The 16283-nt window shown below is 48.1% G+C and carries 17 protein-coding genes and 2 tRNA genes; all 19 read left to right on the top strand.

Features of this window, described 5'->3' with window-relative positions; all coding sequences use genetic code 11:
• Positions 1 to 26 precede the first annotated feature (26 nt).
• The 19 genes from R7V76_RS15360 to lysS all read left to right on the top strand — a co-directional run bounded on the left by R7V76_RS15360 (position 27) and on the right by lysS (position 15879).
• Positions 27 to 407, top strand: a complete 381-nt coding sequence (locus R7V76_RS15360) for an FtsB family cell division protein (RefSeq protein WP_012368961.1) — start codon at positions 27 to 29, stop codon at positions 405 to 407.
• 82 nt (positions 408 to 489) lie between these two features.
• Positions 490 to 1020: a S1 domain-containing RNA-binding protein gene (locus R7V76_RS15355; protein WP_012368962.1), complete on the top strand. Its 531-nt coding sequence runs from the start codon at positions 490 to 492 to the stop codon at positions 1018 to 1020.
• 153 nt (positions 1021 to 1173) lie between these two features.
• Positions 1174 to 1250 (top strand) — tRNA-Met (locus R7V76_RS15350).
• A 9-nt stretch (positions 1251 to 1259) separates the two neighbouring features.
• Positions 1260 to 1331: transfer RNA gene (locus R7V76_RS15345), tRNA-Glu, on the top strand.
• 81 nt (positions 1332 to 1412) lie between these two features.
• Positions 1413 to 2657 (top strand): tRNA lysidine(34) synthetase TilS, encoded by a 1245-nt coding sequence (gene tilS, locus R7V76_RS15340; RefSeq protein ID WP_318094096.1) that lies wholly within the window; start codon positions 1413 to 1415, stop codon positions 2655 to 2657.
• A gap of 33 nt (positions 2658 to 2690) precedes the next feature.
• Positions 2691 to 3236, top strand: a complete 546-nt coding sequence (hpt, locus tag R7V76_RS15335) for a hypoxanthine phosphoribosyltransferase (protein WP_012368964.1) — start codon at positions 2691 to 2693, stop codon at positions 3234 to 3236.
• A gap of 120 nt (positions 3237 to 3356) precedes the next feature.
• Positions 3357 to 5363, top strand: coding sequence for an ATP-dependent zinc metalloprotease FtsH (ftsH, locus tag R7V76_RS15330; protein WP_318094092.1), 2007 nt, complete (start codon positions 3357 to 3359; stop codon positions 5361 to 5363).
• Between the two features lie 212 nt (positions 5364 to 5575).
• Positions 5576 to 6337 (top strand): type III pantothenate kinase, encoded by a 762-nt coding sequence (locus tag R7V76_RS15325; RefSeq protein WP_026826988.1) that lies wholly within the window; start codon positions 5576 to 5578, stop codon positions 6335 to 6337.
• Between the two features lie 10 nt (positions 6338 to 6347).
• Complete coding sequence (gene hslO / locus R7V76_RS15320; protein WP_318094089.1) at positions 6348 to 7274, top strand: Hsp33 family molecular chaperone HslO; 927 nt, start codon at positions 6348 to 6350, stop codon at positions 7272 to 7274.
• A gap of 42 nt (positions 7275 to 7316) precedes the next feature.
• Positions 7317 to 7598, top strand: a complete 282-nt coding sequence (locus R7V76_RS15315; protein ID WP_318094087.1) for a hypothetical protein — start codon at positions 7317 to 7319, stop codon at positions 7596 to 7598.
• A 79-nt stretch (positions 7599 to 7677) separates the two neighbouring features.
• Complete coding sequence (cysK, locus tag R7V76_RS15310) at positions 7678 to 8625, top strand: cysteine synthase A (protein WP_290831063.1); 948 nt, start codon at positions 7678 to 7680, stop codon at positions 8623 to 8625.
• Between the two features lie 137 nt (positions 8626 to 8762).
• Positions 8763 to 10151 carry an anthranilate synthase component I family protein gene (locus tag R7V76_RS15305; protein WP_318094084.1) on the top strand — a complete coding sequence of 463 codons (1389 nt, stop codon included), beginning with the start codon at positions 8763 to 8765 and terminating at the stop codon, positions 10149 to 10151.
• A complete protein-coding gene (locus tag R7V76_RS15300) occupies positions 10148 to 10729 on the top strand; it encodes an anthranilate synthase component II (protein ID WP_012368971.1) in 582 nt (193 codons plus the stop codon). Before R7V76_RS15305 ends, R7V76_RS15300 begins: the two co-directional genes overlap by 4 nt.
• A complete protein-coding gene (locus tag R7V76_RS15295) occupies positions 10713 to 11552 on the top strand; it encodes an aminotransferase class IV (protein ID WP_318094081.1) in 840 nt (279 codons plus the stop codon). Before R7V76_RS15300 ends, R7V76_RS15295 begins: the two co-directional genes overlap by 17 nt.
• Positions 11549 to 12340, top strand: coding sequence for a dihydropteroate synthase (folP, locus tag R7V76_RS15290; protein WP_318094079.1), 792 nt, complete (start codon positions 11549 to 11551; stop codon positions 12338 to 12340). The genes R7V76_RS15295 and folP overlap by 4 nt, the downstream gene beginning before the upstream one ends.
• Positions 12341 to 12342: 2 nt before the next feature.
• On the top strand, positions 12343 to 12714 hold the full coding sequence (folB, locus tag R7V76_RS15285; protein WP_318094077.1) for a dihydroneopterin aldolase: 372 nt from the start codon (positions 12343 to 12345) through the stop codon (positions 12712 to 12714).
• Complete coding sequence (folK, locus tag R7V76_RS15280) at positions 12711 to 13202, top strand: 2-amino-4-hydroxy-6-hydroxymethyldihydropteridine diphosphokinase (RefSeq protein WP_318094075.1); 492 nt, start codon at positions 12711 to 12713, stop codon at positions 13200 to 13202. The genes folB and folK overlap by 4 nt, the downstream gene beginning before the upstream one ends.
• A gap of 33 nt (positions 13203 to 13235) precedes the next feature.
• Positions 13236 to 14231, top strand: coding sequence for a tRNA dihydrouridine synthase DusB (dusB, locus tag R7V76_RS15275; RefSeq protein WP_440137057.1), 996 nt, complete (start codon positions 13236 to 13238; stop codon positions 14229 to 14231).
• Between the two features lie 166 nt (positions 14232 to 14397).
• A complete protein-coding gene (lysS, locus tag R7V76_RS15270) occupies positions 14398 to 15879 on the top strand; it encodes a lysine--tRNA ligase (protein ID WP_147269823.1) in 1482 nt (493 codons plus the stop codon).
• Positions 15880 to 16283: the final 404 nt, after the last annotated feature.

The raw sequence follows: 16283 nt of genomic DNA, 5'->3' as shown, positions 1-16283 counted from the left end.
TGACCACTCGGATAAGGAGGGATGATATGCCAGCACCATTGGAATCAGGGCGTGATACTCCGCCCAAGATCAAACCGCTGAATGACCGGAAAAAACAGTTGAGTCAAAATGCAATCGAAAACCGTTTACGTCTGAAGAGGCGCTTCTTAGTCTGTATGTCGATCTTTCTTATTGTCCTGTCCCTGATGGGGTGGTCATATATCGAGAAAAAACAACTGATCGCTGAACAGAAGCAGTCGTTTCAGGTAGCGAACCAAGAACAGGCGAAGGCAGAAAAAGAAACGGTTCGTCTGAAAGAAGAGATTGAACGATTGAATGATAAGAAGTATGTTGCGAACTTAGCGAGAAGTGAACTGCTGTACTCGAAAAAAGGCGAAACAATTTTCTATTTTTCACCGGAAGATTAAACGAAGGTTCTCGATTGATTGAAAAAATGTAGAATCACTCGTATAATAAGAAAGAATCAACTAAAAAGGAGCAATACAATTTATGTCGATTGAAGTAGGCAGCAAAGTACAAGGGAAAGTTACAGGCATCACCAATTTCGGCGCGTTCGTAGAATTACCGACGGGTAAGACAGGTCTTGTTCACATCAGTGAAGTAGCAGATTCTTACGTTAAAGATATCAATGATGTCTTGACAGTCGGACAAGAAATCACGGTTAAAGTGTTGAGTGTAGAGAACGACGGTAAAATCGGTCTTTCGATTAAGAAAGCAGTCGATCGTCCAGAAGGCGAACGTCCTCGTCCTCCAGCTCGTCAATTTGATCGCGGACCACGTCCGGCAGGTCAAGACCGTGGACCACGTTCGTTCGATAACAAAGGACCACGTGGCGGAAGTGGCGGCGGTGGAAACCGTGGTGGCTTTAACAAAGGTGGCCGTGGCGCACCAGCTCCACGCAAAGAGCAAACGTTCGATACGTTGATGACTAGTTTCCTCAAAGATAGTGAAGATCGTCTTGCGACATTGAAACGACAAACCGATTCAAAACGTGGCGGACGCGGTGCTAAACGTCAATAACTTGCTGACCTGTTCTTTATAAGAATAGAGATGGAATGACGCCGTTCATTCCATCTTTTATTTTTTTAAAATTATTTTTATAAAAAGCGTTGACAATTATTTGACTCCACCGTATTATAGAAAATGTGCTTAAGACGCACGCGTTCAAAATATGGCGGTGTAGCTCAGCTGGCTAGAGCGTACGGTTCATACCCGTGAGGTCGTGGGTTCGACTCCCTCCGCCGCTACCATATTTTTTTGGCCCGTTGGTCAAGCGGTTAAGACACCGCCCTTTCACGGCGGTAACACGGGTTCGATTCCCGTACGGGTCATTCTGTAAAAAAGCTATCTCTATTTTATATAGAGGTAGCTTTTTTCGTTTAAGTGATTTTATTCATCAAGGGGGACCGGGCATGGAATTCGAGATTCATCTTCCGAAAGAACCTTTATTGGTTGCTGTTTCCGGCGGCTGTGATTCAATGGTACTGGCGCACCTTTTATATGAAGCGAATCATGATCTCATGATTGTTCATGTTCATCATGGTCTGCGTAAAGAATCGGATGAAGAAGCGGAAACTGTCCGCGCTTGGGCGGAGGCGAGACGAGTAGGCATTCGGATGACCCGTCTCGAGTGGGATGGTCAAGCACCGAGCCAAGCAGCTTGCCGGACGAGACGATATGCCTTTTTTCAAGAGGTCATGGCGGAGACAGGACGCCGGCACCTCGTCCTGGCGCATCACCGGGACGATCAGCTGGAGACGCTGTTGATTCAGTTGATCCGGGGAGAAGCCGGCGTCGACGGCATTCCCCGAATCCGTTCTTTTGCGACAGGACAGATCCATCGGCCGTTGTTGACGTATTCGAAACAACAATTGTATGACTATGCCAAAGCCCATCAAGTCGTCTGGCATGAAGACGAGACGAATGCCGGCACCAAATATTTGCGGAATCAGATGCGGCACCGGCTCCTGCCGTTACTCGCAGAACTCCGTCCGGGCTATGAAGAAGCAACGGTCCAGGCAGCGATGGTTCGTCACGAGCAAAAACAGGAACATTTGAAGTATGTCACGTCATACGTCAAGGAACAGATGACGGATCGCGGACTGCCTCTAGAGGCGATTCAAAAACTGCCTACTGACTTCAGGCGGCTCGTTCTGCGTACCTTGTTGCCTGACCGCGACTTCACTTCCGAAGACTACAATCGATTTTTGACATTGTTACGAGTAGATATGCCGTCCGGTGAAGTGTATTATGGAAACTGGAGGATTCAGCGTACATATGGCTATGTGACATGTGTCCGTTGTCCGGAAAAGAACCTACTTCCGGAAGCACTGGAAGTGGGGATCGATTTGGGCACTTATCATTATGGTGAACAAACGATTACGTTCTCTCGCACGACAACCGGCATTCCATTTTCGGCCGTCCAGTTTCCGCTGACGATCCGGAGCGTATTGCCGGGTGACCGGATTCGACTGGCGGTCGGTACGAAAAAAGTGAGTCGTATTCTCGTGGATGCGAAGGTTCCGCGGGCATCGCGGGCAGAAATTCCGGTTGTCGTGGATGCGGCAGGACAAGTTCTGGCGGTCATTGGACATCGAATTGCAATATTCGGGTCATTTGAACTCCTCGCAGAATCGTGTTTAATGATAGAATGGTAATGTAGTGTTTAAAATGGAGGAGGAATACCCAGCATGACGTTAATGAATGATATGGAAAAAGTACTGATTTCAGAAGAAGAGATCCAACATAAAGTCGGTGAACTCGCCGGTGAACTGACAGCAGATTACGGAGATCGTTTCCCACTCCTTGTATGTGTTCTGAAAGGCGCTATGCCGTTCATGTCAGATCTCGTCAAAAAGATGGACATGCACCTTGAAATGGACTTCATGGATGTCTCGACATATCACGGTGGGACGACATCAACAGGTGAAGTCAAGATTGAAAAGGATTTAAACACATCCGTAGAAGGACGTGACATCCTGATTGTCGAAGATATTATCGACAGCGGATTAACATTAGGCTACCTCGTGGACCTCTTTAAATACCGGAAAGCGAAGTCGGTGAAAATCGTCACATTGCTTGATAAGCCAAGCGGTCGTAAAAACGATTTACATGCCGATTACAGCGGTTTTGTCATTCCTCATGAGTTCGTTGTTGGTTATGGTCTGGACTATGAAGAAAAATATCGTAACCTTCCTTATGTTGGTGTCTTGAAACCAGCAGTCTACGGCGGCTAATTATTTTTAATCTTGACTGTCACATGATAAGATGAAACCAATTACAAAGCGCGCTTTGCCGCGTTAGGATTCGTATCGATTGAAGAAAATCAATCAATTGATGCGGAGAGGAGGCCTACGATGAACCGAGCAGTGAAGAATACCCTTGTGTTTGGGGTCATTTTTCTAGCTTTGATCTTGTTTCTGCAATACTTGCAGAGTCCAGTGAACAAAAGCAAAGAAATCAATTACACACAGTTTGTCGAGTCAGTTGAAAAAGGTGATGTGAAGACGGCGACGTTCCAATATGAGGGACAGACGTACAACGTCACAGGTGAATTACGTGAAAAAGATACGACATATGAAACGGTCGTACCGGCTGTTGATACAGAGTTGACGGATTTGTACACGCAATTGCGCAGTCAAAACGTCAAGATGGACTTTAAAGCAGCAGAAACAAACGGTGGTTGGATTGCGCTATTGACGACAATCGTGCCATTCATCATCATCTTCATCCTATTCTTCTTCTTGATTAATCAAGCACAAGGTGGCGGCGGCGGTGGTCGTGTCATGAACTTCGGTAAATCGAAGGCGCGCCTGTACGATACAGAAAAGAAAAAGATTACATTTGACGACGTGGCAGGAGCAGACGAGGAGAAACAAGAACTCGTCGAAGTCGTTGAATTCTTGAAAGATCCACGCAAGTTTGCCCGTCTCGGTGCCCGTATTCCAAAAGGTGTCCTACTTGTAGGTCCTCCAGGTACAGGTAAAACGTTGTTGGCACGTGCCGCAGCTGGTGAAGCCGGCGTCCCGTTCTTCTCGATTTCAGGTTCTGACTTCGTTGAGATGTTTGTAGGGGTCGGGGCATCCCGTGTCCGTGACTTGTTTGAAAATGCGAAGAAAAACGCACCATGTATCATCTTCATCGATGAAATCGATGCTGTCGGTCGCCAACGTGGCGCCGGTCTCGGTGGTGGACATGATGAGCGCGAACAAACATTGAACCAACTTCTCGTTGAGATGGATGGATTCAGTGAAAACGAAGGGATCATCATGATTGCCGCAACGAACCGTGCGGACATCCTGGACCCTGCGTTACTTCGTCCAGGTCGTTTTGACCGTCAAATTACGGTTGAGCGTCCGGATGTCGTCGGACGTGAAGCAGTTCTTAAAGTACACGCACGCAACAAGCCGCTCGATACAACGGTTGATTTAAAAGCCATTGCGCAACGTACACCGGGATTCTCGGGTGCGGATCTTGAAAACCTCTTGAACGAAGCAGCACTTATCGCAGCCCGTACGGACCGCGACAAGATTTCAATCGTTGACTTGGAAGAAGCGATCGACCGTGTTATCGCAGGACCTGCGAAGAAGAGTCGGATCATTTCACCAAAAGAGAAAAAAATCGTGGCGTGGCATGAAGCCGGTCATACTATCATTGGTGTCACACTCGATGATGCAGATGAAGTCCATAAAGTAACAATTGTTCCACGAGGAAATGCTGGCGGTTACGTCATCATGCTTCCAAAAGAGGATCGTTACTTCATGACGAAACCAGAGCTTGAAGACAAAATCACCGGATTACTTGGTGGTCGTGTCGCGGAAGATATCGTCTTCGGTGAAGTTTCTACCGGAGCAAGCAATGACTTCCAGCGTGCGACAGGTCTTGCCCGTAAGATGGTCATGGAGTTCGGGATGAGTGAAAAACTCGGACCGCTTCAGTTTGGTTCCGGTCAAGGCGGAAATGTCTTCTTAGGACGTGACTTCCAAAACGAACAGAACTATTCGGATGCGATTGCCCATGAAATCGATATGGAAATTCAGGCGATCATCAACAAGTGTTACCAAAAAGCGAAGACGATCTTAACGGAGAAACGCGATCAGCTTGATTTGATTGCAACGACGTTGCTTGAAGTCGAAACACTGGATCAAAAACAAATTCACCATCTCTTAGAGACAGGCGAATATAAAAAACATGAGCCTGCGGCCATTACAGAACCGAAAGCAGACGAGAAAACGCCGGAATCGACGACACCTGTCATCGATCAACCGACAGAATCTCCAACGCAACGCGGCTCTGTGATCGACGAAGGACAAAATGTCGATACGGAAAAACCAGATCAACCACGTCGGGATGATCAAATCTGATTTTCTATCTTCCCGGTCTAATCGACCGGGGTGACGATAGGAATAAGACGGATGATTCGTTCGAGCGAGAGGTCAGCATTCCCAACCGGGCTGCTGACCTTTTTTTTTAGAAGTGCCAAGCAGCAGTGCGCACTTCGATAGGTGATGCCTAAACTGCGTGGTATAATCACAACGTATAGTTCAGTTATCGTCAGAGAAAAGTGGGGAATCAGATGATTTTAGTAATCGATGTAGGAAATACGAATATCGTCCTTGGGGTATATGATGAACAAACCCTTGTGCAACATTGGCGGATTGCCACGGACCGGACCCGGACAACCGATGAATACGGGATGTTGGTTAAAGCGCTGTTTCGTGATGCAGAGTTAAACGTGGAAGACATTGAGGGAATCGTGTTATCATCTGTCGTACCCCCTGTCGTGTTTCCGCTCGAAAACATGTGCGTCCGTTATTTCAACCGGCGTCCATTCGTAATCGGGCCCGGAATTAAGACAGGACTTGACTTGAAAGTCGATAATCCAAGGGAAGTTGGAGCCGACCGGATCGTCAATGCCGTCGCAGCGACGGTTAAATATGATGGTCCTTTGATCATCGTTGATTTTGGAACGGCAACGACCTATTGTTATATCGATGCCCAAAAACGCTATTACGGTGGAATTATTTCACCGGGTGTCATGGTGTCGACAGAAGCACTTTATAATAAGGCGGCGAAACTACCGCGGATTGAGATTGCCAAACCGCAGTCGACGATCGGCCGCAATACGGTACATGCGATGCAGTCCGGAACGTATTTCGGATACGTCGCGCAAGTCGATGGACTCGTCCATCGGATGAAAGAGGAAATGGGAGAAGCGACTGTCATCGCGACAGGTGGACTCGCCCGACTAATCAGTGAGGAATCTGCAACGATTAAAATCGTCGATCCATTTTTGACGCTTGACGGGTTGCGGATTATCTACGAACGAAATAAGTGAGGGAAAAATAATGAAACGTGAAGAATTATTGGGACAATTAAAAGATGATTACTTGGTCAGAGCACTAGGGTTTAACGGTGAAGTCCGTGCTTTTGCAATCCGTTCGACAAAAACGGTATATGAGGCACAACTCCGTCATCAGACGACACCTGTCGTCACGGCGGCACTCGGTCGGACATTGACGATCGGCGCCATGATGGGAACGATGCAAAAAGGCGATACCCGCGTCACATTAAAAGTCGAAGGTGATGGTCCAATCGGAAAAATCATCGTCGATGCTGATGCAAAAGGACAAGTTCGTGGATACGTTAGCCATCCGCGTGTCGAGATGGATACGTACGTTAACAGTGACGGTCTGACGAAACTCAAAGTCGGTGATGCTGTCGGACGCGGAAACATTTCCGTCATCAAGGATTTAGGTCTCCGTGATTTCGTCGGTGGACAGTCGCCGATTCAAACCGGTGAAATCAGCGAAGACTTTACGTATTACTTCGCTGTGTCCGAGCAAAGTCCGTCGGTCGTCGGAGCAGGTGTCCTCGTGTATCCGGAAGATGAATCAGTCATTGCAGCAGGCGGATTGATCGTTCAACTGATGCCGGGTGCGTCGGAAGAAACGATTGCGGCACTGGAACAACGAGTCGCGGCCTTAAAACCGATCTCGATTTTGGTCGGGGAAGAAAAAACACCGGAAGAAATGTTGAGCCTGGTTCTCGGTGAATCATTCGAGATCCTCGATACGATTCCGGTTGCTTTCAACTGTACGTGCGAGCGTGAAAAATTAGCAACGGCTATCGTGGCACTCGGGCCGGATGAGATCCAAGCGATGATTGATGAAGATGGCGGCGCGGAAGCGGTTTGTCACTTCTGTTCGGAACATTACCAATACGATGTCGAAGAATTACAATCGCTTCGTGAAAAATCACTCGAAAGAGCATAAGAGGGTCTGAAAATGGGAACTGTAAACTCTAAGTACTTGTGGATGTTGATTTTCATTTTGTTGCTGACGAATTTTATGACGGGTGCGTATGCATTCATGGGCGAATTACCGAAAGTCGATTCACCGAAAATTGTCCAGGACAGTATCGGCGGACCGCTTGAGGATGTCGTCGCGACGGTTGGAGATGAAGAAATTACGCGTGCCGATCTGTATCAGGCGATGCGTAAGGGTCATGAAAAAGAAACCCTTGACCGTCTGATTCGGGAAGCAGTCGAAAAACAGTCGGAAAACGGATCAAAGCCGACAATAAAGCGCTTTGATTGACAATTTTCATCCAGTCCGTGGATAATTGATCTATCGGATTACTTGGGATTAAAGCTTTTCATTATGAGGAGGAATGGTCATGCGCATTGCGAATTCAGTATTGGATTTAGTCGGCCGCACGCCGATCGTTAAATTAAATCATTTGACAGGACCGGAAGATGCGGACGTGTATTTGAAATTGGAATATATGAATCCGGGGTCAAGCGTCAAAGACCGGATCGCTTTAGCGATGATCGAATCGGCAGAATCAGCGGGTCATTTAAAAGCAGGCGATACCATCATTGAGCCGACAAGTGGAAACACGGGAATTGGACTGGCGATGGTGGCTGCTGCTAAAGGATACCGTTCGATTCTTGTCATGCCGGAAACGATGAGCATGGAACGTCGAACTCTACTTCGTGCGTACGGTGCGGAGTTGATTTTAACACCCGGCCCGGAAGGAATGAAGGGTGCGATTGCTCGAGCGACGGCAGAAGCGGAAGAACACGGTTATTTCATGCCGCAACAGTTCAATAATGAATCAAACCCTGTTGTTCATGAAAAGACAACCGGACCGGAAATCGTTGAAGCATTTGAAGGATTGACACTTGATGCGTTCATCGCCGGTATCGGTACGGGCGGCACGATCACAGGGGCAGGAAAAGTATTGCGTGAGGCTTTCCCGGGCATTGAAATCATTGCGGTTGAACCAACCGATTCTCCTGTTCTTTCAGGCGGAAAACCGGGACCCCATAAACTGCAGGGCATCGGAGCCGGATTCGTTCCGTCGATTCTCGATACGCAGATTTACGACAGCGTCGAGCAGGTGACGACGGAAGAAGCGTTTGATCATGCCCGTCGTGCGGCGAAATCGAACGGAGTTCTCGGAGGTATTTCTTCCGGTGCTGCGATTGCGGCTGCTCTAAAAACAGCGAAGCGTCTCGGCAAAGGAAAAACGGTTCTGGCAATCATCCCGTCAAACGGAGAACGTTATCTCAGTACGCCGCTGTATCAGGTGGAAGAAGAGACGGACAGTTCGAAACTGTAAAATTTTGAAGCAAGAGGTTCATTCCGATTTAAAGGAATGGACCTCTTTTTATATGTAATCGGCAAGTGACTTATGCCCGCCTGTCTGATTTTTTGCGTATAATGAGAGCAGAATAGTTCGGAAGTGGAGGAACGCTAGTGCGACAGACAGTATACGAATCATTTACATGGACAAAGGAACAGTTTTATAACCGGTACGTTGAACGGACAGCCGGACAGACAGGTCATGTCTGGCTTGAGAGTGGACGAATCGGATCCTATACGATGGCAAGCATCCGGCCGGTCGGTCACATCCGGACAAAAAACGGCAGAACGATCATTCAAGAAGCCGGACAAGAAAAACAATATACCGATGCTCCCTTTACATTGCTCGAAGAGATTCGTGCGCGCTACGCATCGGCTCGGCCGGAAGGGATGCCGCCGTTTTTCGGAGGTTTAGCCGGATATGTCAGTTACGATGCCGTCCGTTATCTTGAACGGTTGCCGGAACAGGCAGAGGATGATTTGGCAACAGCCGATCTTTCGCTTTACTGGTATGATGAGGTCGCCGTATTTGATCATCAGACAGAACGATTGTTTATAGCTGTCACACGGGAAACGGAGGCGGAAGCGACGCTTGCTTTGGCGGCAGAAGTTTCATCGTGGCGTCAGTCGAGTCCGGCTCCGATGTTCGCGGCACCGGAAGAAAAACCGGCTGAACGGGGACGTTCATTCGAACGGTCCGCCTTCATGCAGGCAGCTGACCGGATCAAACAATATATTGAAGCGGGAGATGTCTTTCAGGTGAACCTTGCCGTCCGCCAACAGGAGCCGTTGCGGACAACGCCCGCCCATATTTATGATGTATTACGAATGATCAACCCGTCACCGTATATGGGTTACTTTGCAGATGAAGAATTGGTACTCGTTTCAGCATCGCCGGAGTTACTCGTCGAAAAAATCGGTCTGTCACTCGCAACCCGTCCGATTGCCGGAACCCGGCCGCGCGGACAAAATGAGGAAGAAGACTTGGCTTTAGCGAAAACGTTACTCGACAATGAGAAGGAACGGGCGGAGCATGTCATGCTCGTCGATCTTGAGCGGAACGATTTAGGGCGTGTCAGTCGCTACGGTTCCGTCCATGTTGATGAATTGATGGTCATCGAAAAATACTCCCATGTCCAGCACATCGTCTCAAACGTCCGGGGGGAGATTGCCGCAGATGAAACCGGCAGCAGTGTCCTGGCAGCGATGTTCCCGGGAGGTACGATTACGGGAGCGCCTAAAATCCGAACGATGGAGATCATTGAAGAGCTTGAGCCTGTCCGCCGCGGCATCTATACAGGAGCCCTCGGTTTTATCAGCTGGGCGGACGATGTGATTTTCAATATCTTGATTCGGACGCTTGTCGCGAAAGATGGCATGGCGTATATTCAGGCAGGTGCCGGCATCGTAACCGACTCCGATTCGGAAAGTGAATATGAAGAGTCGCTCAGTAAGGCAAAAGCACTCTGGGTCGCAAAAGAAATGGCGGAGGGAACGACATGATTGTATTAATCGATAACTATGATTCATTTACGTATAACGTGGTGCAATATTTCGGCGAACTCGGACAAGACATCCGGGTGTTTCGGAATGATGCCATCACGATTGAAGAAATCGAACAACTGGCACCGGATCATTTAGTTATTTCACCGGGACCGTGTACACCGAATGAAGCAGGCATCAGTCTCGAGGCAATCCGTTATTTCGCAGGCCGGATTCCGATTCTTGGGATCTGTCTCGGTCATCAGGCGATTGGCCAAGTCTTCGGAGGAAAAGTCGTCCGTGCCAAGACGCTGATGCATGGAAAAGTCTCCTTGTTGACGCATGACGGGTCGGGTATGTTCAGCGGAATCGAACAACAGACACCTGTGACACGGTATCATTCGTTGGTCGTCGAACGGGAGAGTTTTCCGGATATCTTGACGATGACGGCAGAAGCAGACGGCGAAGTCATGGCTTTGCGTCATAAGGAATGGCCGATCGTCGGTGTCCAGTTCCATCCGGAAGCGATTTTGACGCGGGACGGGAAACAGATGTTAAAAAACTTTTTGGAGTTGACACACTATGTATCTTTGGCATGATGGGAACGTGAAACGGGAAGAAGAGATCCGGATTTCACCGTTTGATCATGGCTATCTCTATGGAATGGGTGTATTTGAAACGTTTCGTACTTATGAGGGACATCCTTTTTTATTTGATGACCATATCGAACGGCTCCAGATGAGTTGTGCAGCAATCGGTATTCAATTGCCGTACGGGCGTGAACAGTTACTCCGGGCAGTAGAGGATCTTTATCGTGTGTATGAAGAACAGGATCTATATATCCGGTTGAACGTTTCTGGTGGAGCACGGGACATCGGACTGTCGAGTAAACCGTATGCGGAACCGACTGTCCTGTTGTACGCAAAACCGATCGGACAGAGACAGCCGGCAGAACGGGCGCTCGAGACGGTTCGTCTTGCCCGCAGTACGCCGGAAACAAGCTATCGGCTCAAGTCGCATCACTATATGAACAATCTTGTGGCGAAACGTCATTTGTTTAATCAAGAAGCAGAAGGACTGTTTCTGACGAAAGAAGGTTTTATCTGCGAAGGATTGACGTCGAATATTTTTTGGCGGTACGGCAATCAATGGTATACACCACCGCTTGAGACAGGGGCGTTGAACGGGATTACCCGTCAATTCATCATGGAACAGGTTCCGGTGGAAGAGCGGCTTGCGCTGTTGCCTCAATTGACAGAAGCCGATGAAATCCTTTGTACGAACTCCATTCAAGAAGTTGTTGCTGTCTCGTCACTTGATGGACGAACCTTTCCAGGAATGACCGGCCAGGGTTATCAGTCCGTACGGACGCTGTTTGATCAGGCGGTCCAAACGAAATGGTCAAGGAGGGAACAGGGATGACAAAAATCATGGGTATTTTAAATGTGACACCGGATTCATTTTCCGATGGTGGAAACTATATTGATGTCGAACAGGCGGTCCGCCATGCCAAGCAACTCGTAGCGGACGGAGCCGATGCAATCGATGTCGGAGGAGAATCAACAAGACCGGGAGCGGCATTTGTATCAGCGGCAGAAGAAATCGAACGCGTCGTTCCTGTCATCCGTCGATTGAAGCGGGAACTGGATGTCTTGGTATCGATTGATACGTATAAACCGGAAGTGGCGGAAGCGGCTGTAAGAGCGGGTGCAGATATCATAAACGATGTGTGGGGATCAAAGTGGGGCGACGGTTCGATGGTTAACGTTGCAGCACACTACGATGTCCCTATCATTTTGATGCATAATCGACTGGAACCCCATGGACCGGATATGTTGGCGGAAGTCCGGGCGGATCTAGAGGACTCGATTCGGTTAGCCAAGCAGGCGGGTGTTTCCGAAAATCAGATTTGGCTCGACCCCGGGATTGGCTTTATGAAAACACATCAGGAAAACTTATTTTTGATGCGTCATTTGTCGATTGCGACGGATTTCGGTTATCCGGTCCTGCTCGGTACATCACGTAAATCGATGATTGGTCTGACGCTCGGATTACCGGCTGACCAACGTGTTGAAGGAACGATTGCGACGGTCTGTTACGGTATTCAACAGGGATGTGAATGGATGCGGGTACATGACGTCAAAGCAGTTAAGCGGGCTGCCGTCATGATGGATGCAATGTTAGAAACGGAATTAACGGAAGGGGAATGAAGATGGATCGAATTCATGTGACAGGGATGCGTTTTTACGGTTACCATGGTGTATTTGCTGAAGAGACGAAGCTTGGCCAACGCTTCAACGTGGATTTATCGATTGGTCTTGATTTATCGCGTGCCGGTAAAACGGATGATTTACGAGAAAGCGTGAATTATGCTGAACTATATGAAGTGACGAAACGGGTCGTGGAAGGGACGCCGCTACAACTGGTGGAAGCACTGGCGGATCGGATTGCGAAACGCGTCTTGGCACTGGATGAACGGATTCTTGAAACGACAGTCAAAGTCATTAAACCGGATCCACCAATCGCGGGACATTATGAACATGTCGCGGTTGAAATCCACCGGAAGCGGGCGGATTACTTATGAACCGTGCTTACATCGCGCTAGGGTCAAATATTGGAGATAAGGCGGGTCATCTCCGGGCGGCGATTGAGGCCATGCGTTCGCTTGCGACGACGCGTGCTTTACGTCCTTCTTCTGTTTACGAAACAGCTCCTGTCGGATACGTGGATCAGGATCTTTTTTACAACATGGTCGTAGAACTTGATACGACGGAACCGGCAGACCGTTTATTACAAGCGTTACAACGGATTGAACAACAGGAAGGTCGGAAACGGTTGTTTAAAAACGGACCGCGGACACTTGATTTGGATATCATTTTATATAATGATGAGACCATTCAAGCAGACGGTTTGACCGTGCCGCATCCTCGGATGCAGGACCGCGCCTTTGTACTGGCGCCGTTATGTGAATTGACTCCTTCTTATGTCGTACCCGGTTTGAAGCATACGGTCGAGGAATTATATAGGGCGTTGCCGGAAGCGGAACGGACCGACGTACAACGGATTGAGTAAGTGTTGTTTCAGGAAGAGGAAGGGAAGAGAATGATGACAGGTTTTAAAATTGGTGACGTCGAACTGAATAACCGTGTCATTTTAGCACCGATGGCGGGTGTCTGTAATCCTGCGTTTCGTTTGATCGCAAAAGAATTCGGGGCAGGTCTCGTCTGTGCAGAAATGGTCAGTGATAAAGGAATCCTCTACGAAAACGAACGGACGATGCAAATGCTGTATGTGGACGATCGGGAAAAACCGCTCAGTTTGCAGATATACGGCGGATCAAAGGAAACGTTGGTTCAAGCGGCCCAATATGTCGATGCCAATACGAATGCGGACATCATCGACATCAATATGGGGTGTCCTGTTCCGAAAGTGACGAAGTGTGACGCGGGTGCCAAGTGGTTGCTCGATCCGGATAAAGTCTATGAGATGGTTCATGCTGTATCACAAGCAGTGGATAAACCCGTCACGGTGAAGATGCGAACCGGCTGGGATAGTCACCATATTTATTGTGTCGATAATGTCCATGCTGCGGAAGCGGGAGGGGCGAAGGCGGTCGCCATTCATGGCCGGACCCGGTCGCAGAAGTATGAAGGCGTCGCTGATTGGAATATCATCGGTGAAGCGAAACGGGCCGTCACTATTCCAATCATCGGAAACGGTGACGTTCAAACCCCGCAAGATGCTAAACGAATGATTGATGAAATTGGAGTGGACGGTGTCATGATCGGACGGGCAGCACTCGGGAATCCGTGGATGTTGTATCAGACGATTCAATATCTGGAATCGGGTACCTTGTCGGTCGAGCCGACGCCGCGTGAGAAAATTGATATTTGTCTGTTGCATGCTGAACGTCTTGTCGCACTTAAAGGAGAAGACCTCGCGGTACGGGAAATGCGGACTCATGTCGCCTGGTACTTAAAAGGATTAAGCGGCAACGGGCATGTGCGCAAAGCCTTATTCGATACGAATACCCACACGGGACTGCAAAAGTTGCTGCATGAGTATGTCGAAACATTGGAAATGAATGCCGTACATGCGTGACAGGTAAAGTATAGTCGGACTTACCGGTTTTATGGTACGCTAATGCCATTGAAGATGAGCGAATCGGTTTTGCTAGGAGCTGTCGGTCATACCGGCAGCTTTTTCATCGAAGAAGTAAAAACCATCGTGAACCATTATAAAAGGAGTGAAGACAGTGAGTCAGGACATGGAAATGAACGATCAAATGCAGGTGCGTCTCGGTAAGATGAACGCCATGCGTGAACAAGGACTCGATCCGTTTGGTGCCCGTTTCGAACGTACAACAGATACGACGAGTATTCGTGCCGCTTACGGCGAACATGAAAAAGAAGAATTGGCAGAGCTGAAGCCGGACGTCTCCATCGCGGGTCGCGTCATGACGACACGCCGTAAAGGGAAAGTCGGTTTTACAAACGTCCAGGACGTCAATGGTCAAATCCAACTGTATGTACGTAAAGACGATGTTGGCGAAGAAGCGTACGAAATCTATAAAACATGTGACTTAGGTGATATCGTCGGAATCAGCGGTTACGTGTTCAAAACGAATGTCGGGGAACTGTCTGTTCACGTCACGTCGTTTACATTACTAACGAAAGCATTGCGTCCGCTTCCGGATAAATATCACGGATTAAAAGACGTCGAACAACGCTACCGTCAGCGTTACCTGGATTTGATCACGAATACAGAATCACGGGAAACGTTTATTGCACGCAGTAAAGTCATTCGCGGCATTCGTCAGTATCTCGACAGCCTCGGATACTTGGAAGTCGAAACACCGATGTTGCATACGATTGCAGGGGGCGCTTCGGCACGTCCGTTTATCACGCATCATAACGCACTTGATATGACGCTTTACATGCGGATCGCGATTGAGTTACATCTCAAACGTTTGATTGTCGGTGGACTTGAAAAAGTTTACGAAATCGGCCGCGTCTTCCGGAATGAAGGAATCTCGACGCGTCATAACCCTGAATTTACAATGATTGAGTTATATGAAGCCTATGCAGACTATAACGACATCATGAATCTGACGGAAAACTTGATTGCCCACGTCGCTCAAGAAGTACTTGGCACAACACAAGTCACTTACGGTGAAGATGTGATTGATCTGTCTGTCGGATGGAAACGGGCACACATGGCGGATCTCGTTAAAGAAGCAACGGGTGTTGATTTCTTTGAAGAGATTTCAAAAGAACGTGCCCATGAACTGGCACACGAACATGGCGTCGAAGTACAAGCCCATATGACGACAGGACATATTCTCAATGAATTCTTCGAGCAGAAAATCGAAGAGTCGTTGGTTCAACCGACATTCGTCTATGGTCATCCGGTTGAAATTTCACCGCTTGCGAAGAAGAATCCGGAAGATCCTCGTTTTACGGATCGATTTGAATTGTTCATCGTTCGCCGGGAACATGCCAATGCCTTTACGGAATTGAACGATCCAATCGACCAACGTGAACGTTTCGAAGCCCAGCTTGTCGAAAAAGAAGCAGGGAATGATGAAGCGCATGAAATGGATAACGATTTCATTGAAGCGCTTGAGTACGGTATGCCGCCGACAGGAGGTCTCGGTATCGGAATCGACCGTCTTGTCATGTTATTGACAAACGCTCCTTCGATTCGTGATGTCTTGCTCTTCCCGACAATGCGTCACCAGCAAAATTAATTAAGATCAGACTCTCCGCTTTCTTTATAGAAGGAAGTGGAGAGTTTTCTTCATTGGTGGCCACTAGAATTCACGGGGGAAAAAGTATGAGTATTCCTAAGCTGAAACGGGAATAATAACTTTTTAAATGTTTTTCTGATAAAACACTTGTACAAATAAAAACTCCATGGTATATTACTTCTTGTGCCGCAAATGGTTGTGACACACCGAAAAAAATATCGAAAAAGTTGTTGACAATTGTGTTGATAACTTGGTAAGATATTAAAGTCGCTGAAAACGACACGACGAACTTTGAAAACTGAACGATGAGGCAAAAAACGTATCTTCGGATACAAACAATGAATGAAGCGCAAGCTTCGTCAACGTGACATCTAGTCACAAAAACGAGCAAGTCAAACACTTTA

It is taken from the genome of Exiguobacterium artemiae, assembly GCF_033342815.1.
GTDB classification, from domain to species: Bacteria; Bacillota; Bacilli; order Exiguobacteriales; family Exiguobacteriaceae; genus Exiguobacterium_A; species Exiguobacterium_A artemiae_A.
The sequence above is the reverse complement of the archived record's forward strand: the minus strand, read 5'-3'. Positions and strand labels throughout refer to the sequence as shown.

Coding starts and splice junctions, on each gene's coding strand:
- R7V76_RS15325 (WP_026826988.1), top strand. CDS start 5,576: ATGATTTTAGTAATCGATGTAGGAAATACGAATATCGTCCTTGGGGTA.
- hpt (WP_012368964.1), top strand. CDS start 2,691: ATGACGTTAATGAATGATATGGAAAAAGTACTGATTTCAGAAGAAGAG.
- lysS (WP_147269823.1), top strand. CDS start 14,398: ATGGAAATGAACGATCAAATGCAGGTGCGTCTCGGTAAGATGAACGCC.
- R7V76_RS15355 (WP_012368962.1), top strand. CDS start 490: ATGTCGATTGAAGTAGGCAGCAAAGTACAAGGGAAAGTTACAGGCATC.
- ftsH (WP_318094092.1), top strand. CDS start 3,357: ATGAACCGAGCAGTGAAGAATACCCTTGTGTTTGGGGTCATTTTTCTA.
- R7V76_RS15360 (WP_012368961.1), top strand. CDS start 27: ATGCCAGCACCATTGGAATCAGGGCGTGATACTCCGCCCAAGATCAAA.
- R7V76_RS15315 (WP_318094087.1), top strand. CDS start 7,317: ATGTTGATTTTCATTTTGTTGCTGACGAATTTTATGACGGGTGCGTAT.
- R7V76_RS15300 (WP_012368971.1), top strand. CDS start 10,148: ATGATTGTATTAATCGATAACTATGATTCATTTACGTATAACGTGGTG.
- folP (WP_318094079.1), top strand. CDS start 11,549: ATGACAAAAATCATGGGTATTTTAAATGTGACACCGGATTCATTTTCC.
- folK (WP_318094075.1), top strand. CDS start 12,711: ATGAACCGTGCTTACATCGCGCTAGGGTCAAATATTGGAGATAAGGCG.
- cysK (WP_290831063.1), top strand. CDS start 7,678: ATGCGCATTGCGAATTCAGTATTGGATTTAGTCGGCCGCACGCCGATC.
- dusB (WP_440137057.1), top strand. CDS start 13,236: ATGACAGGTTTTAAAATTGGTGACGTCGAACTGAATAACCGTGTCATT.
- R7V76_RS15295 (WP_318094081.1), top strand. CDS start 10,713: ATGTATCTTTGGCATGATGGGAACGTGAAACGGGAAGAAGAGATCCGG.
- hslO (WP_318094089.1), top strand. CDS start 6,348: ATGAAACGTGAAGAATTATTGGGACAATTAAAAGATGATTACTTGGTC.
- tilS (WP_318094096.1), top strand. CDS start 1,413: ATGGAATTCGAGATTCATCTTCCGAAAGAACCTTTATTGGTTGCTGTT.
- folB (WP_318094077.1), top strand. CDS start 12,343: ATGGATCGAATTCATGTGACAGGGATGCGTTTTTACGGTTACCATGGT.